The sequence below is a fragment of the Streptomyces sp. NPDC048295 genome (assembly GCF_040652135.1).
GTDB lineage: Bacteria > Actinomycetota > Actinomycetes > Streptomycetales > Streptomycetaceae > Streptomyces.
Window position 1 is genome coordinate 1 of sequence record NZ_JBEZLL010000056.1, and the last position, 21,593, is coordinate 21,593.

The 21,593-nt window shown below is 68.2% G+C and carries 28 protein-coding genes and 2 pseudogenes; 8 read left to right on the forward strand and 22 right to left on the reverse strand.

Annotation, left to right across the window (positions count from 1 at the left end; all coding sequences use genetic code 11):
- Positions 1-92 precede the first annotated feature (92 nt).
- The 11 genes from AB0D53_RS40850 to AB0D53_RS40900 all read right to left on the reverse strand — a co-directional run bounded on the left by AB0D53_RS40850 (position 93) and on the right by AB0D53_RS40900 (position 7,037).
- A complete protein-coding gene (locus tag AB0D53_RS40850) occupies positions 93-542 on the reverse strand; it encodes an ester cyclase (protein ID WP_362454485.1) in 450 nt (149 codons plus the stop codon).
- Between the two features lie 619 nt (positions 543-1,161).
- Positions 1,162-1,596 carry a hypothetical protein gene (locus AB0D53_RS40855; RefSeq protein WP_362454487.1) on the reverse strand — a complete coding sequence of 145 codons (435 nt, stop codon included), beginning with the start codon at positions 1,594-1,596 and terminating at the stop codon, positions 1,162-1,164.
- 117 nt (positions 1,597-1,713) lie between these two features.
- The gene (locus tag AB0D53_RS40860; protein WP_362454489.1) at positions 1,714-2,556 is read right to left on the reverse strand and encodes an AlkA N-terminal domain-containing protein; all 843 of its coding nucleotides are present in this window, start codon (positions 2,554-2,556) and stop codon (positions 1,714-1,716) included.
- A complete protein-coding gene (locus tag AB0D53_RS40865; protein WP_362454491.1) occupies positions 2,553-3,164 on the reverse strand; it encodes a DNA-3-methyladenine glycosylase I in 612 nt (203 codons plus the stop codon). Before AB0D53_RS40865 ends, AB0D53_RS40860 begins: the two co-directional genes overlap by 4 nt.
- Complete coding sequence (locus tag AB0D53_RS40870; protein WP_362454493.1) at positions 3,161-3,850, reverse strand: alpha-ketoglutarate-dependent dioxygenase AlkB; 690 nt, start codon at positions 3,848-3,850, stop codon at positions 3,161-3,163. Before AB0D53_RS40870 ends, AB0D53_RS40865 begins: the two co-directional genes overlap by 4 nt.
- Positions 3,851-3,853: 3 nt before the next feature.
- Positions 3,854-4,372 carry a hypothetical protein gene (locus AB0D53_RS40875; RefSeq protein WP_362454495.1) on the reverse strand — a complete coding sequence of 173 codons (519 nt, stop codon included), beginning with the start codon at positions 4,370-4,372 and terminating at the stop codon, positions 3,854-3,856.
- Complete coding sequence (locus tag AB0D53_RS40880; RefSeq protein ID WP_362454497.1) at positions 4,360-4,647, reverse strand: Ada metal-binding domain-containing protein; 288 nt, start codon at positions 4,645-4,647, stop codon at positions 4,360-4,362. The genes AB0D53_RS40875 and AB0D53_RS40880 overlap by 13 nt, the downstream gene beginning before the upstream one ends.
- Complete coding sequence (locus AB0D53_RS40885; protein WP_362454499.1) at positions 4,644-5,378, reverse strand: 2OG-Fe(II) oxygenase; 735 nt, start codon at positions 5,376-5,378, stop codon at positions 4,644-4,646. The genes AB0D53_RS40880 and AB0D53_RS40885 overlap by 4 nt, the downstream gene beginning before the upstream one ends.
- Positions 5,375-5,989: a methylated-DNA--[protein]-cysteine S-methyltransferase gene (locus AB0D53_RS40890; RefSeq protein WP_362454501.1), complete on the reverse strand. Its 615-nt coding sequence runs from the start codon at positions 5,987-5,989 to the stop codon at positions 5,375-5,377. Before AB0D53_RS40890 ends, AB0D53_RS40885 begins: the two co-directional genes overlap by 4 nt.
- Positions 5,986-6,456 carry a sigma-70 family RNA polymerase sigma factor gene (locus AB0D53_RS40895; RefSeq protein ID WP_362454503.1) on the reverse strand — a complete coding sequence of 157 codons (471 nt, stop codon included), beginning with the start codon at positions 6,454-6,456 and terminating at the stop codon, positions 5,986-5,988. Before AB0D53_RS40895 ends, AB0D53_RS40890 begins: the two co-directional genes overlap by 4 nt.
- A gap of 68 nt (positions 6,457-6,524) precedes the next feature.
- On the reverse strand, positions 6,525-7,037 hold the full coding sequence (locus tag AB0D53_RS40900; protein ID WP_362454505.1) for a methylated-DNA--[protein]-cysteine S-methyltransferase: 513 nt from the start codon (positions 7,035-7,037) through the stop codon (positions 6,525-6,527).
- Between the two features lie 345 nt (positions 7,038-7,382).
- On the opposite strand from AB0D53_RS40900, the gene AB0D53_RS40905 reads away from it, so the two are divergent.
- Positions 7,383-7,658, forward strand: a complete 276-nt coding sequence (locus AB0D53_RS40905; RefSeq protein ID WP_362454507.1) for a hypothetical protein — start codon at positions 7,383-7,385, stop codon at positions 7,656-7,658.
- Between the two features lie 45 nt (positions 7,659-7,703).
- Here the strand turns inward: AB0D53_RS40905 and AB0D53_RS40910 are convergent, their stop codons facing one another.
- From AB0D53_RS40910 to AB0D53_RS40925, 4 genes and pseudogenes are all read right to left on the reverse strand, one after another.
- On the reverse strand, positions 7,704-9,524 hold the full coding sequence (locus tag AB0D53_RS40910) for a glycoside hydrolase family 15 protein (RefSeq protein WP_362454509.1): 1,821 nt from the start codon (positions 9,522-9,524) through the stop codon (positions 7,704-7,706).
- Between the two features lie 280 nt (positions 9,525-9,804).
- Positions 9,805-10,314: a class I SAM-dependent methyltransferase gene (locus AB0D53_RS40915; protein WP_362454511.1), complete on the reverse strand. Its 510-nt coding sequence runs from the start codon at positions 10,312-10,314 to the stop codon at positions 9,805-9,807.
- Positions 10,315-10,387: 73 nt separating this feature from the next.
- On the reverse strand, positions 10,388-10,960 hold the full coding sequence (locus AB0D53_RS40920; RefSeq protein WP_362454513.1) for a hypothetical protein: 573 nt from the start codon (positions 10,958-10,960) through the stop codon (positions 10,388-10,390).
- Between the two features lie 2 nt (positions 10,961-10,962).
- Positions 10,963-11,324, reverse strand: a pseudogene (locus AB0D53_RS40925) (molybdopterin-dependent oxidoreductase); the annotation flags it as partial.
- Between the two features lie 23 nt (positions 11,325-11,347).
- Here AB0D53_RS40925 and AB0D53_RS40930 point away from each other — a divergent pair.
- The gene (locus AB0D53_RS40930; RefSeq protein ID WP_362454515.1) at positions 11,348-11,623 is read left to right on the forward strand and encodes a hypothetical protein; all 276 of its coding nucleotides are present in this window, start codon (positions 11,348-11,350) and stop codon (positions 11,621-11,623) included.
- 8 nt (positions 11,624-11,631) lie between these two features.
- On the opposite strand, the gene AB0D53_RS40935 is transcribed toward AB0D53_RS40930, so the two are convergent.
- The 3 genes from AB0D53_RS40935 to AB0D53_RS40945 all read right to left on the reverse strand — a co-directional run bounded on the left by AB0D53_RS40935 (position 11,632) and on the right by AB0D53_RS40945 (position 13,631).
- Positions 11,632-12,066 (reverse strand): hypothetical protein, encoded by a 435-nt coding sequence (locus AB0D53_RS40935; protein ID WP_362454517.1) that lies wholly within the window; start codon positions 12,064-12,066, stop codon positions 11,632-11,634.
- A gap of 201 nt (positions 12,067-12,267) precedes the next feature.
- Positions 12,268-13,011 carry a class I SAM-dependent methyltransferase gene (locus AB0D53_RS40940; protein ID WP_362454520.1) on the reverse strand — a complete coding sequence of 248 codons (744 nt, stop codon included), beginning with the start codon at positions 13,009-13,011 and terminating at the stop codon, positions 12,268-12,270.
- A 134-nt stretch (positions 13,012-13,145) separates the two neighbouring features.
- A complete protein-coding gene (locus AB0D53_RS40945; protein ID WP_362454536.1) occupies positions 13,146-13,631 on the reverse strand; it encodes an Lrp/AsnC family transcriptional regulator in 486 nt (161 codons plus the stop codon).
- Between the two features lie 121 nt (positions 13,632-13,752).
- Between AB0D53_RS40945 and AB0D53_RS40950 the strand changes: the two genes are divergently transcribed.
- From AB0D53_RS40950 to AB0D53_RS40960, 3 genes are all read left to right on the forward strand, one after another.
- A complete protein-coding gene (locus AB0D53_RS40950; protein WP_362454538.1) occupies positions 13,753-14,301 on the forward strand; it encodes an alpha/beta fold hydrolase in 549 nt (182 codons plus the stop codon).
- Between the two features lie 281 nt (positions 14,302-14,582).
- Positions 14,583-15,056: a carboxymuconolactone decarboxylase family protein gene (locus AB0D53_RS40955; protein ID WP_362454522.1), complete on the forward strand. Its 474-nt coding sequence runs from the start codon at positions 14,583-14,585 to the stop codon at positions 15,054-15,056.
- Positions 15,057-15,099: 43 nt separating this feature from the next.
- Positions 15,100-16,191 (forward strand): IS630 family transposase, encoded by a 1,092-nt coding sequence (locus tag AB0D53_RS40960; RefSeq protein ID WP_362454524.1) that lies wholly within the window; start codon positions 15,100-15,102, stop codon positions 16,189-16,191.
- Positions 16,192-16,201: 10 nt separating this feature from the next.
- On the opposite strand, the gene AB0D53_RS40965 is transcribed toward AB0D53_RS40960, so the two are convergent.
- Positions 16,202-16,636, reverse strand: a complete 435-nt coding sequence (locus AB0D53_RS40965; protein WP_362454526.1) for a hypothetical protein — start codon at positions 16,634-16,636, stop codon at positions 16,202-16,204.
- Positions 16,637-16,917: 281 nt separating this feature from the next.
- Here AB0D53_RS40965 and AB0D53_RS40970 point away from each other — a divergent pair, with 281 nt between their 5' ends.
- A complete protein-coding gene (locus AB0D53_RS40970; protein WP_362454528.1) occupies positions 16,918-17,145 on the forward strand; it encodes a hypothetical protein in 228 nt (75 codons plus the stop codon).
- A 109-nt stretch (positions 17,146-17,254) separates the two neighbouring features.
- Here AB0D53_RS40970 and AB0D53_RS40975 read toward each other — a convergent pair whose 3' ends face one another.
- Together AB0D53_RS40975 and AB0D53_RS40980 are read right to left on the reverse strand one after the other, a co-directional pair.
- Complete coding sequence (locus AB0D53_RS40975; RefSeq protein WP_362454540.1) at positions 17,255-17,872, reverse strand: peptidoglycan-binding domain-containing protein; 618 nt, start codon at positions 17,870-17,872, stop codon at positions 17,255-17,257.
- Entirely contained in the window at positions 17,755-18,990 is a 1,236-nt protein-coding gene (locus AB0D53_RS40980) for a GH25 family lysozyme (protein ID WP_362454530.1), read from the reverse strand. Before AB0D53_RS40980 ends, AB0D53_RS40975 begins: the two co-directional genes overlap by 118 nt.
- 224 nt (positions 18,991-19,214) lie before the next feature.
- On the opposite strand from AB0D53_RS40980, the gene AB0D53_RS40985 reads away from it, so the two are divergent.
- Both AB0D53_RS40985 and AB0D53_RS40990 read left to right on the forward strand, forming a co-directional pair.
- Positions 19,215-19,808, forward strand: coding sequence for a helix-turn-helix transcriptional regulator (locus AB0D53_RS40985; protein ID WP_362454532.1), 594 nt, complete (start codon positions 19,215-19,217; stop codon positions 19,806-19,808).
- Positions 19,712-20,392 carry a peptidoglycan-binding domain-containing protein gene (locus AB0D53_RS40990; protein ID WP_362454534.1) on the forward strand — a complete coding sequence of 227 codons (681 nt, stop codon included), beginning with the start codon at positions 19,712-19,714 and terminating at the stop codon, positions 20,390-20,392. The genes AB0D53_RS40985 and AB0D53_RS40990 overlap by 97 nt, the downstream gene beginning before the upstream one ends.
- 706 nt (positions 20,393-21,098) lie before the next feature.
- Here the strand turns inward: AB0D53_RS40990 and AB0D53_RS40995 are convergent.
- Positions 21,099-21,398 (reverse strand): annotated as a pseudogene (locus tag AB0D53_RS40995) (transcriptional regulator); the annotation flags it as partial.
- Positions 21,399-21,593 lie beyond the last annotated feature (195 nt).

Below are 21,593 nucleotides of genomic sequence, written 5' to 3' on the forward strand. Positions count from 1 at the left end.
GCGTAAGAACCGTCCGACTGAGCATGATCGCCACATCCGGATCATGTCACCCACCAGCAAGAACACATCACCCGCAATCACGCACCAGCTCGTTACTCGGCCGGGATGATTCCGAGCTGCTGGAGCACCTTCACGCCGTCGTCGAGGCCGATCTCCTCGACGATGAGCCCGTCGACGACCTTGAGAACGGTAGTGCCGGTGAAGCGCATCGTCTTGCCGGAGGCCGCGGGTACGGATCCGATGGGCAGGTCATCGAAGATGATCGGCCCGGTGTGAGAGCCGCCGCCCTCCCACTGGCCGACGACGTAGTCGCCCTCGCCGATGAGGTTCGCAGTGCCCCAGAAGTTCAGGTCCGGGAACGCGGTGCGGAACCGGGTCGCGAACTCGCGTACCTCGTCACGGCTGTTCATGGGCTCGTGCAGCGAGTAGTGGAAGCGGATGTCGGGGGCGGCGAGTTCGTCGATGACAGCAGGGTTGAAGTCGCTGCCCCAGAACTCCGTGAACCAGCGTCCGACGATGGCCTTGTTCTCTTCGACGCTCATGATGTGCTCCTTCTCTCTCGTGTGGCTGGTCGGTGGACGGTTGGTGACCTCCGACGTGTGGAAGACGTCGGGCCCGGGCAGGTCGTGAGATCTGGATTGCGAACTTTCTAAGGATTCGTCTTCGCTGGTCGACGACCAGACCGGGACTCATACTGAAGATCTCTGGGGCCGCGTCGCTCGGGCCTTACAGCGCGTTGTATGCGGCTTGCTTGGTTCGCGGATCGCGATGTGCTTCAGCGCAGCGGTGATGGCGCGGTGGAACGGTCGTGGTCAGCGCGTCGAGGCCGTGATCACCTTCGGAGGTTGATACCGGACAGGGCCGGCGCACCGGTCACGCACCCGTGCGGCGTGAGCGAACTGGCGCTCGTGTGCGGGAATGACTCGCGGGCGTCACGTGATCACCACCGCGTGCGGTGCCGCCAGGGCATCGGCGCGAGGGCGTCCTCGACGGCTGTGCTCATCCCTGCCGGGTCGTACGGATCTGGGGTCGCCGTCAGCGCCCTGTGCAGGCTGCGGTGCAGCGGTACCTGCGGCCGTCGGGCGCAGTCCGGCCGCAGGTACCGTCGGAGCGAGACTCCGATGCCCTGAAGACGGCCCGGGTTGGCGATCTGTGAGATCGTCAGGCTGGCAGGACGCCGAGTGTGCGGTAGTGCCTCGACGCTCCAAGGTCGCCGTTCCCCCAGATTCGGGTGATGCCGGCTTCCGTGGCATGGCCGAGGGCGTGTGCCTTCATCACGGTTGCCAGTCCGCGGTGCCGGACCGTGGGGTTGATCCATGTGAGCTTGTCGCGACCAGCCGTCTCTTCGCGCTGGATGATCGTCAGTCCGACGCTGGTGTTGTTGTCCCAGGCGATGGTGATGATGTCGGTCCCGGTGAAGCCCAGGCTCGTCAGCTGAAGCTCATCGATGATCAGGAGGAGCATCTCGCTGAACGAGTGGTCCCTGTCTATGGGGCCTGCGCCGATCTCGCTGAGCGTGGTGAACTGCAGTCGCGTGGCGGCGAACGGTTCTGCCCAGACGTTGAGGCGGTCGAGGGCATAAGCGATCTGCTCCATGGTTTCACCCGCGCCCCGATCGTCGGCATGCTCCGGGCGCGGGGCGCTCCGCCCCGCGCCCATGTCCAGGCCATCACCGGACGACGGGAAGACGCTCTGCAGTGTTGATCCGTGAGATCACATGTATGCGGCGTCCGTCCACAGGTGCAGGAGCGCGTAGGAGCGGTACGGAGTCCAGGCTGCTGATCGTTCGGCGGCGTCCTTCTGTTCAAGTCCGAGGGCGCGGCGCGCGACGAGGTCGCCGGGCACGAAGGTGTCCGGGTGCTGCAGCGCCCGCACCAGCAGGTAGTCGGCGGTCCAGGGCCCGATGCCGGGGATATCGAGGAGCTTCCGGCGGGCTTCGCCTGCGGGGAGTCCCTGCAGTACGGGGCCGCTCGCCCACCTCATGGCCACCACGTGGAGGGTTCGTGCGCGTGCACGCGTCAGGCCCGTGTGCTGCTGGAGCTCGTCGGCGTCGCGCTGTGCGAGGGTCGCGGCATCCGGGAAGGCGTGGAGGCCGTCGATCTCGCGTCCGTAGGCGGTGACGAGTCGGCCGGCGAAGGTGCGTGCTGCCGCCAGGGAGACCTGCTGGCCGAGGCCGATCACGGTCGCGGCGACGGCCTCGAACTCGTCGGGGTAGCGGATGAGCCGGAGTCCCGGTCGGCTTCTGACCAGTCCTGCCAGGTGTGGGTCCCGCGACAGGGATCTGTCGATGGCGGCTGTGTCGGTGTCCAGGTCGAACCAGGCACGGACCATTGCTGCGGCTGTTTCGTGGTCGTTGATCGGAGGGTCGAACGAGGCGGTCATGCCTTGACGGTTCAGGTCGAGCGTGACGACGGTCTGCTCGCCCTCGACAGTGAGAACGCGCCGGTAGCGCGTGCCATCTACCTCTTCCGTGCCGGGGATCGCGTGGGCAGCGAGCAGCGCGAGTGCGGCCGTGTGGTGGAAGGGGCCTCGTGCGTCGATGTGAATGCTGCTCATTGGGGCCAGATGCCGGAGGTGCCGCGCCGGTGGGAGCCGAGCAGGTGTGTGTCGATGATCCCTATCGCTTCCATGAGGGCGAACATCGTGGTCGGGCCGACGAACGCGAAGCCGCGCCGGCGCAGCTCTTTCGACAGCGCCACCGACTCCGGCGAGGTGGTCGGGATGTCCTCGAAGACCTGCGGCTTGGGCGTGGTCTCGGGCTGGAACGACCAGACCAGCGCGGAAAGTCCCATGGCTTCGCGAAGTTCGATTGTCGCTCGCGCGTTGCGGATGGTGGCGAGGATCTTCTGGCGGTTGCGGACGATACCGGTGTCGGCCAGCAGCCGTTCGGCGTCCTGGTCGTCGTAGCAGGCGATGATGTCCGGGTCGAAGCCGTCGAACGCCTCTCGGAACGCGGGGCGTTTGCGCAGGATCGTGGCCCAGGACAGTCCTGCCTGGAACCCTTCGAGCGAGACGCGCTCGAAGACTCCGCGTTCGTCGGTGACCGGCATCCCCCACTCGGTGTCGTAGTAGTCGCGCAGGAGCGGGTCAGTGGATGCCCATGCGGGGCGTGCGAGGCCGTCCTCTCCGATCACGACGCCAGGGTCTTCGAGCAGTTCGGTCATCTGGTTCGGGCTCCCTGTCCGTTGGTGAGGCCAGTCATGCGCATGGTGACGTTGATCCGTCCGCTGTCCAGGCCGCAGCCGTCCGGCGCGGTGGACGGGTGGACGCGGGTGACGCCGTGGTAGGCGAGCCGGGAGGCTCCGCCGAAGACGAAGAGGTCTCCGGAGTGCAGTCGGAGGTCGGTGTAGGGCTTGTTCCGGTTCTCGGTGTTCCCGAAGCGAAAGGTGCAGGCGTCGCCGACGGAGAGTGAGACGACCGGGGCGAGGGAGCGTTCGTCCTTGTCCTGGTGCATGCCCAGGCGTGCGGTGTCGTTGTAGTAGTTAACGAGCGCCGTGTCCGGGGTGCAGGCCGTGACCTCGGTGTCTGTGTGCCCAGTCTCCTTGAGGGCCCTGCGTCCCAGGCGCACCATCCAGTCAGGGAAGGGCAGCACGCGAGCGTCGTTGACATCGGTGGCCTCACGCGTGCACTGGTACGGCTGACAGTGCCAGCCCAGGCAGACGGTGCGTACGGACATTTCGTGGCCACGGACCCTGGCCGCGCGGATCGGGACAGGTCCGTTGGCCCACTCCTGGAACTGGCCGACGATCCACGCCTGCTGGCCGAGGGTGAGCCAGCCGGGGACAAGGACCGCGCCGGGGCGGGGGCGGCTGGGCTCTCCTCGTCCGGTCTCTGGGGTGAACAGTGTCATGGGTCAGGTCCTCGCGGCGGTGACGATGTCGTCATCGGGCCCGATCTGCCAGGTGTCGCCGTCGCGCGTGACGCCGGAGATCCCGGGAAGGTTGTGGAGCTCGACGAGGTCGAGCGTGCGGCGGTCGCAGACGGCTCCGGCCAGGAGCGTGCGGGCCGGCTGCCAAGGTGTGGACCACAGCAGTCGCCGGGTCATCTGCGCCCATCCGAGGGGCGGCCCGAGCATGATCCACAGATCGGTGTCGGCGGCGACGAACCGTGTGGCCTGTCGCAGCCACGAGGCTGCAGTCTCGGGCCAGGTGAGTTCCAGCGCTACCTCACCCCCTGCGCGCACCCACACGTCCGCTGTCGCGCGCACGGACGCGCGAGCGAGTGGACTGCGACCCGATCCGATCGCGGCCGTCCGCGCTCCCCGGGAGCACGCCAGAGCGACGAGCGCGGTGACTTCTGCTTCGGTGATCACGGTTTCGGGCGGTGACCGCAGAGGTTCGCTGCGCAGGAGCGGACTGGTCAGGGTTTCCATGGCTCGCCTTTCTCCTTGGCGCTCTTCCACGCCTGGTAGTGGTCCTCGCAGCAAGCTCGGCACGGGCGGTAGCCGGCCGCGAGTGCAGTCTGCTCGTCGGCGAAGAAGACGCGGTCCTTCACGTAACCGCCCCGCGCGAGCGCGCGCAGCGCGGCCGGGCAGTCGAGGCGGCCGTAGATCCTTCCGCCGCGGTGGCCGCCCCAGTCGCCTTTGACGGGTGATGTGTAGGGGCGGCCGTCGGATCCGGTGAGCGTGAAGCTCTTCGCGGTGTTCATGCGGCGTCGTGGAAGACGAGCGCAAGTGTGTGCCGCTCGCCCGAGCGGATCGCGGAGACGCCGTGCCGGACCGGGGCGGCCGACCAGCCGCGTGTGGACCGCACGGGGCGGTCCCGGGTGGTGAACACGTAGCCGTGGCCGTGCGGCAGCAGTGTCGCCGTGCCGCGTGACTGCGCCCGCGGGCGCTGTTCCAGGAGCAGGAACTCGCCGCCGGTGTGGTCGCCGCCGGGTTCGTTCAGGTTGATGACGACCTGCAGCGGAAACACGGGCTCGCCGTAGAGGTCGCGGTGCAGAGCGTTCCAGTCTTTTTCGCCATACTTGAGCAGGATGGCGGTGGACTTGGTCTGCCCAGCGTTGTGGCACATTTGCAGCCAGTCATCCAGCGTATCCGGCCAGGGGTCGGGCCGGCGGAGCTTGATCCACCAGTCGCGGGCGATCGGCAGCAGTCGCGGGTACAGTGCCTGCTTCAGCCGTTCGACCGGTTCCGGGTACGGAGCCAGGAAGTACTTGTACTGGCCCTCTCCGAACCGGTGCCGGCCCATGTCGACCGTGCTGCGGAACAGCTCGCCACGCTCGTACAGGCCCCGGAGCTCCCGTGTCTCCTCGCGGGTGAGCAGCTGGGGCAGGAGCGCCCCGCCGTACTCGTTCACCTCGTCGGCCTCTGCCGACCAGTCTGCCGACTCGACGCGGTCGTGCCAGGAGTCGGCCGGCTGAGTCTTTTGCGTTCTCATGCCGCCGCCTCCAGATCGAGCAGGGTCGTCTTGGCTTCAAGGCCGCCGATGTAGCCGCCGAGGGTTCCGTCGGTGCGCAGCACGCGGTGGCAGGGCACGACGACCGGGAGCGGGTTGGTGGCGCAGGCGGTGCCGACGGCGCGGACGGCCTTCGGGTTGCCGACCATCTCGGCCATCTCCTTGTAGCTGCGGGTCTGTCCGTAGCCGATCCGCGGCAGGTGCTGCTGCACGAGCTGGCGGAAGCCGCGGGACAGCGACAGATCCAGCGCAAGGTCGAACTGCTGGCGGCGGTGGCCGAAGTACTCGTCGAGCTCGCGGGCGGCCTCGTCGAGCTGCTTCGGTGCGCGCAGGATGCGCGGGCTGAGCCGTGCGGCGAGGGCCTCGAGTACTTGGTCGTGGTTCTCGCTGGCGAAGGCGACGCGGACGAGTCCCTGCGGGGTCGCCGCGAGAAGCAGTTTCCCGACCGGGCTGTCGACGATCGTGTAGGCGACGTCTACGAGGCCCTCTGCCTGGGCGGCGGCCTCCAACCGCTGGTGCAGCATCGCCAGCTTCCCCGGGGCGATGGGTGCTGACAAGGCAGCGAGGGCATCGTCGTTACGGATCTCACTCATGGTTTGTCTCCTTTCGAGGTCGCGCCCGGATAGGTGTTCCTGAGGTTCTTCATGCCGTCGGCGGATGCTCTGCGGGCTGCGTCGACGCTGCCGCCGAGGACCGCGGCGATCTCCGCGTACGACAGCCCGACGAAGTACCGGTAGGTGATCGCCTGCCGCTGCTTGGCGGGAAGCCTGCCGACGAAATCCCACAGGCCGGTGTCGTCGGCACCGGGGACGCCCAAGTTTGTCGGAGCATCGGGGAGCTCCTGCACCGTCAACGGATTCCGCTTCGCGGCACGGTGCACGTCGATGGCCTTGCGGCGCGCGATGGTCACGAGCCACGCCTCGACGTTCGCTGTCTCCGGAAGTTCCGGATAGGCACGCATCGCGGCAAGGAACGTCTCCGACCACGCGTCGTCCGCGTCATCCGCTCCAAGGAGCGAACGACAGACGCGCAAGACGGTGACTCCGTGGACCGCCACCACTGATTCGAACGGTTGTTTCATGTCCATCTCATTGCAGACGCGGAGGGCCTCACGGCCGTGAGATCCATTCAGAAGAGCCGTTCGGCGGCGGCCTGCACGGGCTCTTCAAGCTCCAGCAGCGCCCGCTTACGCCTCAGCCCGCCGGCATAGCCGGTCAGGCTGCCGTCCGCGCCGACGACACGGTGGCAGGGCACGAAGACACACAGCGGGTTCGCGCCCACAGCCTGACCGACCTGGTACGCGAGAGACCTGTCGCCGAGCTGTTCGGCGATCGCTCCGTAGGTGGTGGTCTCTCCGAACGGGATCGCCGACACAGCGGCCCACACGCGGCGCTGGAAGTCGTTGCCGGCCGCCTCGAAAGGCAGCTCGAATTCGCGCCGCCCGCTCGCAAGGTAGTCGTTCAGCTGCACGGCAGCCTCCGCGAGCAGCCTGTCCATTCCGAGCGGGACCTCGGCGCCGAACGTCTCCTGCGCCGGGCGGCGGACGTGGTGGGCGAAGTACAGGCCCGTGACCGCGTCGTCCGAGGCCACGATCGTGACAGGGCCGAGCTCGGTGGTGACCGCCGCGTGCTTGGTGTTCATGTCGATTCCTTCCGTCTCGTACTGGAGACGCTCATCGAGACCTGAACGTGAGATCAAGCGACGCGATCGGTCAGTCGCGCCTGCAGGACTCTGCGGGACATGTGCCTCGTGTGCAAGGGTGCTCACGACGGCGAGCCCTGGACCCGCAGGTGATCCATCGCTGACGAGGAAACGGGCCTGTGAGATCCCTGGGACCGTTCACGGCTTTCCCGACCGCGCCTTGCGTCTGGCCAGCGAGGTGGGCCAGCGCCGCAGCCCCCTGCGCCTCCTCTGCGTGGGCTGGCATGGGGCCGCGCCGGTGGCGTGCTGGGTTGCTGTGGCTGATGTCCTGGCGGAAGGGCGATCATGGGGTTCTCCGAGTCGGGGCGCAGCGCCGCGTCGATGAGGCGGAGGACTGGGCCGGGCATCGGCGGGAGCAGGCCACGACTGCAACGGAGCGCGGGGACGGGTTCGGCGGGTGGGTGCATCCGGGTCGAGCACGGCATCGCCCACCTGAAGAACTGGCGGGCACTGGCCCGTCACCTCGGCCGTCGAGAGCACATGGACGACACCGTCCAGGCCGTCGCCGGCCCCCTGTCCCAGCAGCAGACCGTGGACCTGTTCCCGGCGTGGCAGTCATGAGCACCGAGCTCCACCGACGTCTCACCGCCAACATGCACGAGCTCGTTAGGCGTGCATGGTTTGTTGCTCGGCATCGCGGATGGCGCGGGCGGCGTTGATGAGCCCGATGTGGCTGAAGGCCTGGGGGAAGTTGCCGAGGGCTTCCGCTGTGGTGAAGTCGGTCTCTTCGGCCAGCAGGCCGAGGTCGTTGGCGTGTGCGAGGGCGGCTTGGAAGACGTGTCGTGCAGGGGTGGTGCGGCCGGTGAGGGCGAGGGCTTGGGCAAGCCAGAAGGTGCACAGCAGGAAGGCGCCCTCTTCTCCCTGCAGTTCGTCGGTGAGGTAGCGGCGGACCAGGCCGTTGCGGTCGGTCAGTTGGGTGGCGATGGCCAGCACGGTGGACTGGACGCGCGGGTCGTGCGGCGGCAGGAAGCCGACGATGGGCAGCATCAGCGCGGAGGCGTCGAGTTCGTCACTGTCGAATGCCTGGGTGAAGGCACCCAGGCCGGGGTTCCAGCCGCGTTGTTCGATGGCTTGGCGGATCCGGTCGCGCTCGTGCTGCCAGTGGGGCAGGTGCTCGTCGGCCTGGAGGGTGGGCGCCATGATCACGGCGCGGTCCAGGGCGACCCAGCACATCAGTTTCGAGTGGAGGAAGTGCCTGCTGGGGCCGCGTCTTTCCCAGATGCCCTGATCCGGCTGGGTCCACCGCTGGGCGGCTGTCTCGGCCGCCCTGAGCAGGAAGGTGCGGGTGGCCGGGTCGAGCGGCTCACCGGGCGGAAGGGTCTGGTGAGCGGCGTCGAGGAGTTCGCCGTAGACATCGAGTTGGCGTTGGCGCCAGGCGTCGTTGCCGATCCGTACGGGGCTGCTGTCGCGCCAGCCGGTCAGGTGAGGCAGGAGTCGCTCGCTCAGGTCGCGTTCGCCGCCGACGCCGTACATGATCTGCAGGTCGACGCCACGGTCGAGTTGGGTTGCCGCAGACCGGGCAAGGAAGCCGAAGAACTTGTTCTTCTCCTTCTCGCAGGCGGCCGTGGCGAGGGCCTGCAGAGTGAAACTCGCGTCGCGGATCCAGGTGTAGCGGTAGTCCCAGTTCCGTATCCCGCCGGTTTTCTCGGGCAGTGAGGTGGTGGCCGCGGCGACGATGGCCCCGGTGGGAGCGAAGGTCAGGGCTCGCAGCACGCGTCCGCTCTGGCTGACCTCGTTCTGCCAGGGGCCGACGTAGCCGCGGTGGAGCCTCGACCAGGAGCGCCAGCCTTCGATGGTGTCGGACATGCGGCGCCGGATCCGTCCCGGCCGCCAGCCCACGGGCTCCCTTTCCCACGCCTGCTCGACGTGCAGGGCGAATCCGAGGCGGTGCCCCGCCGAGAGCGGAATTCGGCGGTGCGCTGTGGAGCCGCTCACCTGCAGGTCGACGGGGCTCGACAGGAGCAGGACATGGGCGCCTCCGTACGCCGTGAGCCCGCCTTGCACGGCTGAGAGGAGCGGCTGGACGAGTCCGTACTCTGGGCGCGGCGCGTAGGCGATCTCGATGTCCACCCGCCCTTCGGTGCAGGTGATCTGCCGCAGGAGCGTTCCGGGGGACGCTGTGCCGAGCGCGTGCCCGCGTTCGCGCCGCCCCAGGGCAAGGGCGTCGCGCAGGACCGCCGTGCCTTCGGCCGTCCGAAAAGTCGTCTCCAGGACAAGGGTGTCCTCGACGTAGCGGCGGCTGATGTCGACCGGCCCAGCAGGGCGGATGGACCAGTGGCCAGCGTCCTCGTCGAGGAGTCGGGCGAAGATTGCGGGGCTGTCGAATCGGGGGAGGCACAGCCAGTCCACCGACCCGTCCGAGGTGATCAGCGCGGCCGAGCGGCAATCGGACAGCAGGGCGTGGTCACCGATCGGCCGCGTGCTCACGCGTCTCAGCCCGTCCGCCTCGGGCCGGACGGGGCCCGGCTGGACTACGTGAGCGGTCGCCTGCGCCGCGGCTCTCTGCCAGGTGCTCGATCAGTTTCATTGATCCCGGCCTCCCTGGTACGGGGGACTTCCCCCACCCAATCAGCACGATCGGCGGATCGCACGTGCCGGCCGCCGGTGGCTGCCCCGATCGGGTGACACGGCCCGGTGCCGCGCCGGGCACACGCAGTACCGGTCGATGGATGTGGTGTCCCCTTGTCACCGTGTGGTGCGTCCCGTCTCACCGACGACGTCCCGAGGCCGTGTCCTTGTGGCCGAGGGCGAGGAAGCGTCGTTGGCCGCATCTCCACTGGTCGGTGGCGCCGAGGGCGAGGTCCTCGGCGATTCTGTGGAGTGCCGGTGCTCCCAGACGTGCCCAGGGAAACGGCGGACCTTCGTGGCCGTGACCGTCTTCGAACTGGGCGATGCAGCGTTCCTCGACATCGTTGAGGTCAACCTCGACGAGGAGAAAACCCGCCGGAGCGGTGACCTGGATGCAGCCGCCGATGCCGATGTTGCCGTCGATGAGCAGGACGGTTTTCCAGCCTCCCTCGGCCGGCAGTCGGTCGAAAACCGATTGGCGCAGTGCCATTCCACCGAGAGCGACAGTGTGGGCCACTGTGCGGGGAGCCACATCGACGCCGAGTGGGAAGGCTCCGCGACCCAGGAGCGCCCTGCACAGCCGGCCAGGCCCGCAGCCGACGTCGAGAACGGGGCCTACGCAACGATTGAGCACGGATTCGTCGGCCACGGTGGGGTGTGCGTACCAGCGGTCCACCGGCTTCCGGATCCGGCGCCCGTCCGCCGGCCGCAGGTACACCAGTTCACGGCTGCTGCGCAGGACAAGTGCGTAGGGGTCCGCGCCGGCGCAGGGAGACCGCCCCTTGCCGGGCGTCATGATGCGGCGTCCTGACCCGGCGCGGGTTGTTCCTCGTCGGCGCGGGCGGCTCGCCGGAGGCGGCGGAGCTTGAGGGCGAAGGCAAGGGCGGAGGCACCGAAGAGCACGGCGGTGATGGCCAGCCATCGGCCGAGATAGACATCTTCGGACAGTCGTGTGGCATCGGGGTAGGGGATCGCGAGGTCGAGGATGAGGGAAACCAGACGAGCAGGAGTACGCCGGAGAGGAAAGCGGGCACCCGCAGGTAGTTGATCCACGGCGATTGCGGCATGCGGGGGGCGCGATGCCGCAAGACGGCTTGAGCCGACAGATCGGCGAGTGAGTACAAGGGGAGCAGGAACAGGTCGTGGACGATCGCCGCGCCGACGAACCAGATCGCGACCTCGACCGGGCGGACGTCGAACAGTCGCACCAGGGCGTAACCGGTCAGGGCGAACGAGGCGATCAGGACGAGAAGATGGAGGGGGCCGGAGCCGTACCAGCGGACGAAGCGTGCCATGGTCACGTCCTGAAGGTGAGCCGGCGCACCCACTTGGTGTTGTTCACGCCGGGATTGGCCGGGACGATGACGCGGGCCGGCTGGCCGTGGTCGAGCGAGAGGTCCGCGCCGTTGACCCGCAGGGCGAGCAGCGATCGGAGGTCGTGAATCTGGTTGCCTCGCAGTACCACCGAGCTGTAGGAGCCGTGGGGCTGGACGGACTCCACCAGGACGCTTCCGGCGCCGGGGAGGCCGCCAGGGCGGCGAGGTCGGTCAGGCGAAGGCCGCTCCAGTCCTGGTTGTCGGTGGACCACCCTTCCACGCAGGCGATCGGCAGCGCGGCGCCATGCTGTTGCATCGCGAGGAGTTGTGCGCAGGTGAAGACGAGCGTCGGCCGGGTCCGCCTTGATGCCCGTGTACTCGTCTCTGACCCAAGCTCTGGCCGAAGCCCTGGTCGACGTCTTGTGGTGCATCGAGGGCAGTGAAGACGAGCAGATGGATGCAGACGGCGCCGTCAAGGTCTTGGAGGGTGTTGCCCACCTGGTCAGCAAGCTGTTGAGCGGCCAGCGGAGCGAATTGATCGACTTGCTCGGAGCGATGGCCGAAGCGGAGGCGGACCCCGCCCGGCGGGAGTTCCTGGAAGGGTTCCCGGAGGGCTTCGGGCTTCTTGAAGGTGTGGTCTGACCCGTGCCTCACGAGTAGAGCGAGACGCGTTTGCGGAGGAGGGCGAAGCCGGATCGGCCGAATATCTGGCGTTTGAGTGTCTTGATTCGAGTGATGTGGCCTTCGAGGACGCCTGAGCTCCAGGGCAGGGTGAGGCCGGCGATCACGGCGTCACGGTCGCGGTCGGTACCAACAGTGAGGGTGTGGAGGCCTGGCAGGTCGTCCTGGCGAACAGCGTCGAGCCACCCGGGGAGCCGTTCTCCCTGGGTGATGGCGGCGACTGCTTCGGTGGTGGCGCAGTCGTCGAGGCAGAGGGGGCCGTGGCGGGCAAGTACGAAGGCTTGTTTATCTGCGGAGGTGTGGACCGCAACCACGATGAGTCGACGTACGCCCCCCATGAGGCTGCGAAGCAAGGTCACGCGCAGGGCTGGCTCCCGCGCTGCCGCCCCGGCGATGCTCGTCAAGCAAACAACTGTCGAGGCTGTAGCACCCACGGTCCGTGAACGCCACACCTCCTCGCCCTGGCCAGCACCGGAACCGGCTTCGGACGCGGCCGCCTCGTTGACGGCCCAGCCTGCGGCCGGGCGCGCGGTCACTTCACCGGACCGTGCGCCCGGACCGCGCAGCGGTGTGCGCGGGCCGGACGGTTCGGGTAACCGGTCGGGTCAGACGCGGTCCGGCGTTTGGCGCAGGACCAGGGAGACGAAGCCCCAGGTGTCCCGGTAGACGCGCAGCCATTCGTTGCGCCGGGTGGTGGCCATCGTCAGCCCGTCGGCACTGTCCGGGTGGGCGGGGTGGTCGAGGGCCCATGCGGCCAGCGAGCCCCAGCAAGCCCATTCGTAGTCGTCCAACTCGCGACGGGTGCTGACATGCCCGTCGACGGGGGTCCATCCGTCGGCGACGACGCGGTCCACGGTGGTGGCCAGGTCGGTGAAGTCCCCGAGCATCTCGATGGCCTCCTGGGACGGGGGGCGGTCCCAGAATCCGTCACCGATCAGGACACGCCCACCGGGGGCAAGGTACTTGCGGGCCGCGGCAAGGGTGGGGAGCAGGCCGCCGAAGGCGTGCGCGGCTCCGAAGCTCAGGACGACGTCGAACGGCTCGGCGCAGGTGAAGTCCTCGGCCTTCATATGGTGCAGGACCAGGCGCTTTTCGACGCCGAGGTCGGTCGCTGCGCTGCGGGCTTGGGCCAGGGCGTCCTCGGAGACGTCGACGCCCTCGGCGTGCAGCTGCGGTCGTGTGGCAAGGGCACGCAGGAGCCACTCCCCTGAGCCGCAGCCGAGGTCGAGTACGCGCTCGTTGCCGCTGGCAAGGCCACGGTCCAGCAACCGGCGGACCGAGTCGTCGTCGAGCGGAGACTTGATCGGGTGCTCGGCATGAGCGATTGCGGACATCTGTTCACGGTTCATCGGCGCAGCATGGCAGCGGCATTGGTTGTATGCACCTCGTTTTCGGCCGCGCCCTGGAGCCTTGCGAGGCAACCGCCGATCCACCGATGTCGCCCCCTCGCCAGGCTCCGGCACGGTCGTGCGCTGTGGGCGGATCACCGGGCCCGGTCAAGGTGGTCTCGGCGGGTTCCTGCGTTGCCGCTGGCGCCGGTCAGCGGCTTCGGGGGGTAGGCACGGAGCACGAGGGAGGTGGTGACCGGGCCGTAACGGGCGAGTGCGTCGACGACTTCCTCCAGGCGTCCCGCCTGCGGGCAGTAGACGTCGAAGATGAGGCAGTCCTCTCCGGTGACTCGCAAGGTGGAGGCGATCTCGGGTGTCCGGGAGGCCAGGTCCAGGGCACGAGAGAGCTGGGCGTGCGTGGTGCGCAGCCGGATGACCGCGTGGATGTGCAGGCCGAGTGCCGCCGGGTCGACGACGGCACGGTAGCCGGTGATGAAGCCGTTCTTTTCCAGTCGTTGGATGCGCGCGCTGGCTGCGGGCTGGGAGAGTCCCACGCGGCGGCCTACCTCGGCGCCCGTCAGCCTGCCTTCGGCCTGGAGCAGGTCCAGGATGTCCCGGTCGATCTGGTCGAGTGATTCCATCGTCGTCCGCACCATCTTCTTTGACATCGCTTGCATCACAGCCATCGCTCTGATGCTTCCGTCAGCATCTGCATCAGACGCCCCCAGGATCGCAGGGTTATCGAGTGAAACGGTGGGACGAGTGTTCGCGTACGTCATCATCCCCGGTATCGACGGGTCCGATGAGCAGCACTGGCAGACCGTGTGGGAGCGGCAGTGGGGTCCCTCGGCCGTGAGGATCTCCCCGGCCTCGTGGTCCGCGCCCGATCTGGACGATTGGGTCGGCGCTGTCCAGGGGGCCTACGAGCAGGCCTCCCGACATGACAGCCATGTGGTGCTGGTGGCCCACAGCCTGGGCTGCTGGGCGGCGTCCGCCTGGCTGAACAGGAACGCGTCGCGCCCCATAGGCAGCACGTTCCTGGTTGCCCCGCCCGACCCGCGAGGGCCGGCGTTCCCACGCCACGCCGCTGCGACGTTCGTCGAAGTATCGGCACAGCCACTCATGACCCCGGCCCTGGTCGTGGGCAGCACCAACGACCCGTACTGCACCCATGAGGCGGCCGTCGACTTCGCGGCGCGATGGGAGGCGCGATGTCACCCGGTCGGCGCCAGCGGACACATCAACTCCGCCAGCGGCCTGGGTCCATGGCCGCAAGGCCGTGAACTCCTGAACTTACTGACCCTGCAGTGATCACCGGCGCCGGGAACCTCGACGACCGTCAGGCGCCGTCCTGCGGTTCGGCCTCGGACGCCCGGCACAGCGCACATTGCCGTGCACTCCTCGGCACACCGCCAGGCGGCGAGATGTCGCTGAGGCCTCCTACACCTGACCCGCACACATGATGCCGGCTCCACCCGTTTCGTGACACTCGTCTTCGGCGACGTGGGTCACACCGTGGCGCTGTCACACCGCCTGGGTCTCCGGCATCTCATGTTCGGCTTCGACCAACGACGATTCGCAAGGAGTGCACCATGACCGCTCGTTTGAGCCTGTTCGGCACGCCCACTTCGGCCAAGGCCGCCGCCCAATTCGGTACGGCGAGCAAAACGATCCTGCAGGAATCGAGCCTGCCCGCGGCCACCCAGAAGCTGGTGCTGTTGCGGGCCAGCCAGGTCAACGGCGACAGCTACGCCACCGACGTCTGGTCCAAGAATGCCGCGGCCGCCGGCGAGTCCGCGGTCCGCCTCAACCTGGTAGCCGCTTGGCGCGAGTCCACGGTCTTCACCGACGCTGAGCGCGCAGCCTTGGAACTCACCGAGCAGGGCACACGCATCGCCGACGCGGCCGGCACCGTCAGCGACGAGGCCTGGGCGGAGGCCGCCAAGCACCACAACGAGGATCAACTGTCCGATCTGGTGGTGCTCATCGCCCTGATCAACGCGACCAACCGGATGAGTGTCATCGTTCGGCAGCCCGGCGGCGACTACCAGCCCGACCGACTCTAGTGTTCTGAGTCAGGGATTCTGTTCAGATGTATAGGCTTGTCTCATGGTGCGGACCGGGCGGCCGAAGGCCGAGTTGAGACTGTCGGATGAGGAACGGGCTGCACTCGAGGGGTGGGTGCGGCGTCGCTCCACGCCGCAGGCGTGGGCCTTGCGTTGTCGGATCATCCTGGCCTGTGCCGAGGGCGCCTCGAACAAGGACGTGGCGGCCCGGCTCGGTTCCACACCTCATGCGGTGGGCCGTTGGCGGTCCCGATTCGTGCAGTACCGGATTGCCGGCCTGGGTGACATGCCGCGTCCGGGTGCGCCAAGGACGGTGACGGACGAGCAGGTCGCCGCGGTGGTCACGAAGACGTTGGAGTCCACACCGGCGAATGCAACACACTGGTCGACTCGGGCGATGGCGAAGGAGATGGGCCTGTCGCAGTCGTCGGTGTCACGGATCTGGCGGGCGTTCGGGCTGCAGCCGCACCGGTCGGAGACCTTCAAGCTGTCGACCGATCCGTACTTCGTCGACAAGGTCCACGACGTCGTTGGGTTGTATCTCGACCCGCCCGAACGGGTGTTGGTGTTCTGCGTGGACGAGAAGTCGCAGATCCAGGCTCTGGACAGGTCCCAACCTGTGCTGCCGATGATGCCCGGAGTTCCGCAGCGAAATACGCACGACTACGTTCGCGCCGGTACCACCACACTGTTCGCCGCACTGGACGTCGCCACCGGCAAGGTGATCGGCTCGCTGCACCGCCGACATCGCGCCGAGGAGTTCAAGAAGTTCCTGACCAAGCTCGACAAGGAAGTACCCGCCGGCCTGGATGTCCACCTGATCTGCGACAACTACGCCACCCACAAGACTCCCGCCATCAAGAAGTGGCTGCTGGCACATCCCCGGTTCCATCTGCACTTCACACCAACGGGCTCGTCCTGGCTGAACCTCGTCGAGCGATGGTTCGCCGAACTCACCAACGAGCAGATACGGCGAGGCGTCCACAGATCCGTCCAGGCCCTGGAGAAGGACATCCGCAACTGGATCGCGGCCTGGAACACCGACCCGAAGCCGTACGTCTGGACGAAGACCTCCGACGAGATCCTCGAACGCCTCGCCTCATATCTGAACAGAATCCCTGACTCAGAACACTAGTGCTCTGGTCTCAGGTCTGGGGTTCGCTCCGCAGGTCAATGAAGCCGGTTTCGACGTCGCCGCGGAAGGTGAGCGCTTCCTCGCCGATCCCGAGAGCATCGAGCAGGATGCTGAGCGCCACATCGACGTCCGCGTTGGCACGCCCGACCCAGACGAAGACATCGGGGCTAGGGCTGCCCTCCAAACGGCTGAGCGCGAAGTCGATCTTCTGGATGCGGAACATCGCCGCATCCACCGCACCCAGGTCTTCCCAACCCCGTTCGATGTTCAACCGCAGCCGCGCGGCCAGGACGTCCAGCGACGGCGACAGGCCGGCAACGAGCCGGAACGAGCTCGCCGCGTACTCCCACATGCTGGCCTGGAAGGCCGGGTTTCGCTTCCCTCCCTGGTACTCCGGCGCACGTTCCCAGTCCGACTCAGGCCCAGGAACCTCAACCTCCGCCATACGCCCTCCCCGCCCGCCGCTGAGCTGTGACGCCTCACTCTAGAAGCTCAGCTCCTGGCACCATGGTTCACCAACCCGGTGAACGTATGCGGTCACGGCACTAGGCGGCGTGGTTGGGCCCGACCACGGGCCGACGTAGACCGACCACAACCCCGACCACCGCAGGCCAGGGCCAACACGCTGCTCCTGGACCACGATCCCTGCCGCGGCTCCGGCACCCCGTTGCACGGGAGTCCGGCGGTCGGGGCGCTCGGCGATGCGCTGCCCGTACGATGGCCGGCGTGACTCTCCGCCGCGCTCTTGGCACCGGCCCCCAGGCTCCCGCGCACAGCATTAGCGCAGCCCAGGCCGACCTGCTCGACGCTCTTCCCGGAGAGCGTCTGTCCGACCTTGATGAGTTGCGTGCCCGAGGCGTGCTCGGTACACGCCCAGCAGCGCCCCCGCCCCCGCGGCGGACCCTGGGAACCGGTGGCCGCGCCGACGAGGAACTGCCCTACCACCCCGCCTGAGTGGCGCCGCACGCGAGAAACGCCCGGTGGGCGGCACCAGCACGGGGTGCCGCCCACCGGGCGTTGGTGGTGCAGGTGTCAGCCGGCTGTCGGTCGACTTGGAGGGGGGTCAGATGAAGGTGATGTCCCAGTGGACGCCGCCGTTGCGGGGGATTTCGTAGACGTACTCGGCGGAGATGCCGTTCAGGGTGCCGTGCCAGCGGGCGTCGGTGCCCCGGGGAGCGCCCTTGCGCTGGGTGGTCTTGATCCAGTTGGTCACGCAGGTGCCCTCGTCGCGGGTGCGCAGGTCGAGCTTGTAGCCGTTTGCGTGGGAGTGGTTGCCCCTGGTGCTGTGGCCGGACTCGGTGCCGCCGGTGATGACGATGGTGCAGCCGCTGGCCTTCTTCAGCGCGATGACGCCCTGGATGGTGCGGGCACGGACACCCGTGAGAGAGGTGCGGCCGGCCGGGGCCTTGATGCCGGCCGAGGCGAGCTGCGTGAGGGCCTGGCGCTGGGTCAGCTTCCCGTTCGAGGGTGCGGGCGTGGTCGGGGCAGGCTGGGGCGGGGTGCTCGTCTTGGTTCCGTTGACGAGCTTGTTCCACGTCTTCGGACCGACGATCCCGTCCGCGGTCAGGCCGTGGGAGCGCTGGAACGCCATGGCGGCGTTCCGGGTGGCCGGGCCGAAGGCACCGTCGACCGCGATGCGGTTGCCGTACCCGGCGAGCTGCGCCTGGGCTTCACCGCGGATCCGTTCGCGCCCTGGCCGACGGTGCGGACGAGCTTGTTCCAGGTGTTCGGGCCGATGACACCGTCGGCGGTCAGGCCGTGGGCGCGCTGGAACGCGATGGCCGCGTTCCGGGTGGCCGGGCCGTAGATCCCGTCGGCGGTGACGGACTGGCCGGCCGCGGCGAGCAGGTGCTGGGCGGTGGTGACGTTCACGCCGCGCGTCCCGTTCTTCAGCAGCGGCCAGACGGCCGTGGCCGGGGCAGACGCACCACCCCCAGTACCAGCCCCGGCACCGGTACCAGTCCCAGTTCCAGTTCCGGCCCCGGTGCCGTTGCCCGTGGCAGGCGTGCCCGCTCCGGGGCCCGTGGGGATTTGACCGGGGGTGAGGTGGGCGAGCCGGCGGAGCTGGGTCAGCGTGCCCTTGTAGACGTTGACGTCGGCCCTGCCCCGCAGGCCGGGCACCGATCCGTTCTCGGTGTACTGCCAGATCGACCAGTACCTGCCGCCGACCGGGACGGGCTCACGCGTCCCGCTCCCGTAGCGGGGCTGCCACAGCGGGCTGTTGGCCAGAGCGCTGACGCTGCCACGCAGGCAGGTGTCGGTGAAGTCCTTCGACGTGTAGACGATCGGGTTCACCCCGAACGCCTGCCGGGCCTTGGTGAGGAACGCGGCGACCTGGGTGTTGTTCACTCCGGCCGGGCACCGGCCGCGGATCTTCTCCAGGTCGACCACCGGCGGAAGCTGCCCAGCCTGATTGCCGTCGTAGCCGGCGGCCCGGGCCGTACGGATGAAGTGGTCGGCCTGGGCGGCGCCCGTACCGGAGTCGTAGAAGTGGTAGGGCGCGACCATCAGCCCGGCCCGCGACGCTCCTGCGAAGTCACCGGCGAACATCGGGTCGCGGTACCCGGTGCCCTGACTCGCCTTCTGGAACACGAACGAGTACCCCGCCCTCACGGACGCCGACCACTGGATCGGGTCGGAGTTGTGGTGACTGGTGTCGAACCCCTTCACCCCGTACGCAGCCGGACTGTTCGCCTGCGCCTGCTCGCTCCCGGAGAAGCTGATCAGGCCAAATCCAGCAGCCGCGACCGCCACCATGGCACCCGCCTGATACCCCGTCTTCTTGCTGATGATGCGCACGTCCTCACCTCTCGTCAGACCCACCGGCACACGCCCGGCAGGCAGTTTGCGCCGCGCCTTTGCGGCGTCGACGAGATGAAGATTCGGGGTACCGCCGTCCCACCGGTACCCTGATCGCCATTCCAGCCGTACCGCGCCGTCCCGGCCGTTCCACAAGGCCCCTGACCTGCGAAAAGGAACGGCCATGGAACACGACGATCACATCGGCACCAGGGGGAAGACCCGTGCGACCCGAACAAGGCGAAACGCCACCCACGCAGCCACTGCCGGAAGTCGCCGCACTGCTCCAGGCACTGCGACAGATCAAGGAGTCCAAGAACCTCTCCCTGGACGCCTTCACCCACGACACCGGCTACTCCCGCTCCTCCTGGAACCGGGTCCTCAAAGGCACCGCGTTCCCACCCCGGACAGCCGTGGAACGCCTATGCTCCCGCCGCGGACTGGACAAGAACACGCTGCTCGGCCTCTGGGACACCGCCGACCAGGCCCGCCGCGCCGCGGACACCCCGGGGGGAGGCACCGTCCGAAGCGGCGTCCGCTACCGCACCGGCAGACCCCGCGCCGGGCGTACCGGACCCCCTACCGCCGACGGCCCCGGACCCCGTACCGCCGACAGCAGCTGCGCCCCCTGCTCCCGGCGCCACAGCTCCGAAACCCGCGGCGGCCAGCCTGGACCCCACACCGTCCACGCCCGGCCCGGTCGAACCGGCAACGCCGGCCGATGCCCCCCCGGAAACCATCCACGTCCACGCCCGGCCCGGTCGAACCAGCAAGGCCGGCCGCTGCTTCCCGGAGCCGGATCAAAATCCTCGCGCTGACCGCCGCAGCCCTCGCCGCGCTGCTGCTCGTCGGACGCTGGTACACGGTCCACGAGACGAAGAGTCCCGCCGTCTCCCAGCCCGAGACCGGCGGCGACAACCGCCCTGGCGATGACCAGCCAGTGGACGACGAAACCCCCCTGCCCCCGAAGAACAGCACCACACCGACCGAGGCCCCGAAGGACGACGAGAAGAAGAACAAGGACCAGGACTCCACGGGCGAGGAGGACACGAACACGAAGCCACCGCGCCCCAGCAGCTCAGCCAAGAACGAGGCATCCTCTGCTTCTGCCTCGCCCAGCACAGGCGCCACGCCCGGCGCCGACGGCCGTGCCAACTGCCGCTACAACTGGGACCGCACCCAGGTCATGGCCAAGGGCATGGTGGGCTCGAAGGTGAGACAGATCCAGTGTCTGCTGAACTTCAACTACGACTACACGCTGACCGTCGACGGCAAGTTCGGAGAGAGCACCGATGTCGCCGTACGCGCCGTCCAGAGCTGCAGCGGCCTCAAGCCCGACGGCCAGGTCGGACCCCAGACCTGGAAGTACCTCGACACCCCCATGTCCGGCTGCGGACACTGAAACGAGCGATCCAGTACCGGCCGTGCCGCCAGCCTCCAGGTGGCACGGCTCCTTCGCCTGGTGTGAGGGCCTGGTCGTGCTGCGTGCCTGGGCGTGGGGATGGTGCCTATGCCCCCCGCCACTTCACGAACACGTGCTGGGCGTCCGCCTCGATCCGCTCACTGAACGGGTCAGTCTCGCCGGTCAGGACTGCCAGGAAGAACGACGCCATACCGCCGTCGAAGACGGTCCAGCGATTCACCTCGTACGGTGTCTGCCTCCGGAAGACGGCGACCCGCCAAGTGTCGGGGGCTCCCTCGCATAGCCAGAACGCGACATCACCACTTGCCGAGTCCGTGAAGGGCAGCAGCTGCGGCAGGTCACCTTCGGGTAGAAGAGCGCTCAACTCTTTGCGGTCCCGGTGAGAGAGAGCGGGATCGACTCTGTCCAAGAGGTCACCGTACGGCGACCCGGGGACCGGGGGCGTACTTACGGACAGGTACTCGTCGATCTCGCCTCCGCCGTACGACTCCACGAACTCGCGATAGTCGGCAGGGAACCGGAGGAGCGTCTCCTGCTTGACTGCTTCCCAGCTCACCGTGTCGCCCCCGGAGACGGGTGGTGCAAGCAACAGGCGCAGCCGGGCTATGACGGGGTGGGGCATTCGAAGCTCCTCCGGGTACTCAGGTGTGGCCGTGCTTAGCTTGACGTGTAACACCGGGCGGTGACCCCCGCGACACGTCCAGCCGCTGTTGACGACGACGGGGTGTTCCAGGGTGGCCTCCGGCGGCGCCGGGTCCATCGGCTCCGTCCCCAAGCTGCCGGGGTTGTAGCCCGAGGTCCAGTTGCCGGTCTCCTCGTCGTGCTCCGGCTTCGTCGGCGGGCGCAGCGCGGTCATCAGCTCCAGGCCGGAGACGGCGGTGGAGCCGCGCGGGTTGATGACGTGCTGGGCGTAGATGCCGAGGACGCGGGCGATGTCGGTCGGCTTCATTTCGGCAACGCCGGGCCAGGACCGCTCATCGAGGCTGGCGCAGCTGCGGGCACCCACGCGGTCACGTGGGTTTGGAGAGCCACATGTGGTTGATGGCCCAGACGGCCGGCGCCCATTCCGCTGGGATGCCCTGGGCTTAGACCGTGTCCTATGTGGAGATTGCTCGTTGGGCTGTTCATGGGGCGGGATACGTGGAGTTGGATTGTTCCAGACGGGCTGTGGGAGATCGCG

Excerpts from the sequence above, each read along its gene's own strand:
- AB0D53_RS40865 (WP_362454491.1), bottom strand. The coding sequence starts at position 3,164 with ATGACCGAACTGCTCGAAGACCCTGGCGTCGTGATCGGAGAGGACGGC.
- AB0D53_RS40855 (WP_362454487.1), bottom strand. The coding sequence starts at position 1,596 with ATGGAGCAGATCGCTTATGCCCTCGACCGCCTCAACGTCTGGGCAGAA.
- AB0D53_RS40850 (WP_362454485.1), bottom strand. The coding sequence starts at position 542 with ATGAGCGTCGAAGAGAACAAGGCCATCGTCGGACGCTGGTTCACGGAG.
- AB0D53_RS40900 (WP_362454505.1), bottom strand. The coding sequence starts at position 7,037 with ATGAACACCAAGCACGCGGCGGTCACCACCGAGCTCGGCCCTGTCACG.
- AB0D53_RS40880 (WP_362454497.1), bottom strand. The coding sequence starts at position 4,647 with ATGAACACCGCGAAGAGCTTCACGCTCACCGGATCCGACGGCCGCCCC.
- AB0D53_RS40940 (WP_362454520.1), bottom strand. The coding sequence starts at position 13,011 with ATGAACCGTGAACAGATGTCCGCAATCGCTCATGCCGAGCACCCGATC.
- AB0D53_RS40960 (WP_362454524.1), top strand. The coding sequence starts at position 15,100 with ATGGTGCGGACCGGGCGGCCGAAGGCCGAGTTGAGACTGTCGGATGAG.
- AB0D53_RS40945 (WP_362454536.1), bottom strand. The coding sequence starts at position 13,631 with ATGGAATCACTCGACCAGATCGACCGGGACATCCTGGACCTGCTCCAG.
- AB0D53_RS40930 (WP_362454515.1), top strand. The coding sequence starts at position 11,348 with ATGCCCGTGTACTCGTCTCTGACCCAAGCTCTGGCCGAAGCCCTGGTC.
- AB0D53_RS40905 (WP_362454507.1), top strand. The coding sequence starts at position 7,383 with ATGGGGTTCTCCGAGTCGGGGCGCAGCGCCGCGTCGATGAGGCGGAGG.
- AB0D53_RS40875 (WP_362454495.1), bottom strand. The coding sequence starts at position 4,372 with ATGGAAACCCTGACCAGTCCGCTCCTGCGCAGCGAACCTCTGCGGTCA.
- AB0D53_RS40920 (WP_362454513.1), bottom strand. The coding sequence starts at position 10,960 with ATGGCACGCTTCGTCCGCTGGTACGGCTCCGGCCCCCTCCATCTTCTC.
- AB0D53_RS40965 (WP_362454526.1), bottom strand. The coding sequence starts at position 16,636 with ATGGCGGAGGTTGAGGTTCCTGGGCCTGAGTCGGACTGGGAACGTGCG.
- AB0D53_RS40885 (WP_362454499.1), bottom strand. The coding sequence starts at position 5,378 with ATGAGAACGCAAAAGACTCAGCCGGCCGACTCCTGGCACGACCGCGTC.
- AB0D53_RS40860 (WP_362454489.1), bottom strand. The coding sequence starts at position 2,556 with ATGAGCAGCATTCACATCGACGCACGAGGCCCCTTCCACCACACGGCC.
- AB0D53_RS40870 (WP_362454493.1), bottom strand. The coding sequence starts at position 3,850 with ATGACACTGTTCACCCCAGAGACCGGACGAGGAGAGCCCAGCCGCCCC.
- AB0D53_RS40890 (WP_362454501.1), bottom strand. The coding sequence starts at position 5,989 with ATGAGTGAGATCCGTAACGACGATGCCCTCGCTGCCTTGTCAGCACCC.
- AB0D53_RS40990 (WP_362454534.1), top strand. The coding sequence starts at position 19,712 with ATGCCCCCCCGGAAACCATCCACGTCCACGCCCGGCCCGGTCGAACCA.
- AB0D53_RS40955 (WP_362454522.1), top strand. The coding sequence starts at position 14,583 with ATGACCGCTCGTTTGAGCCTGTTCGGCACGCCCACTTCGGCCAAGGCC.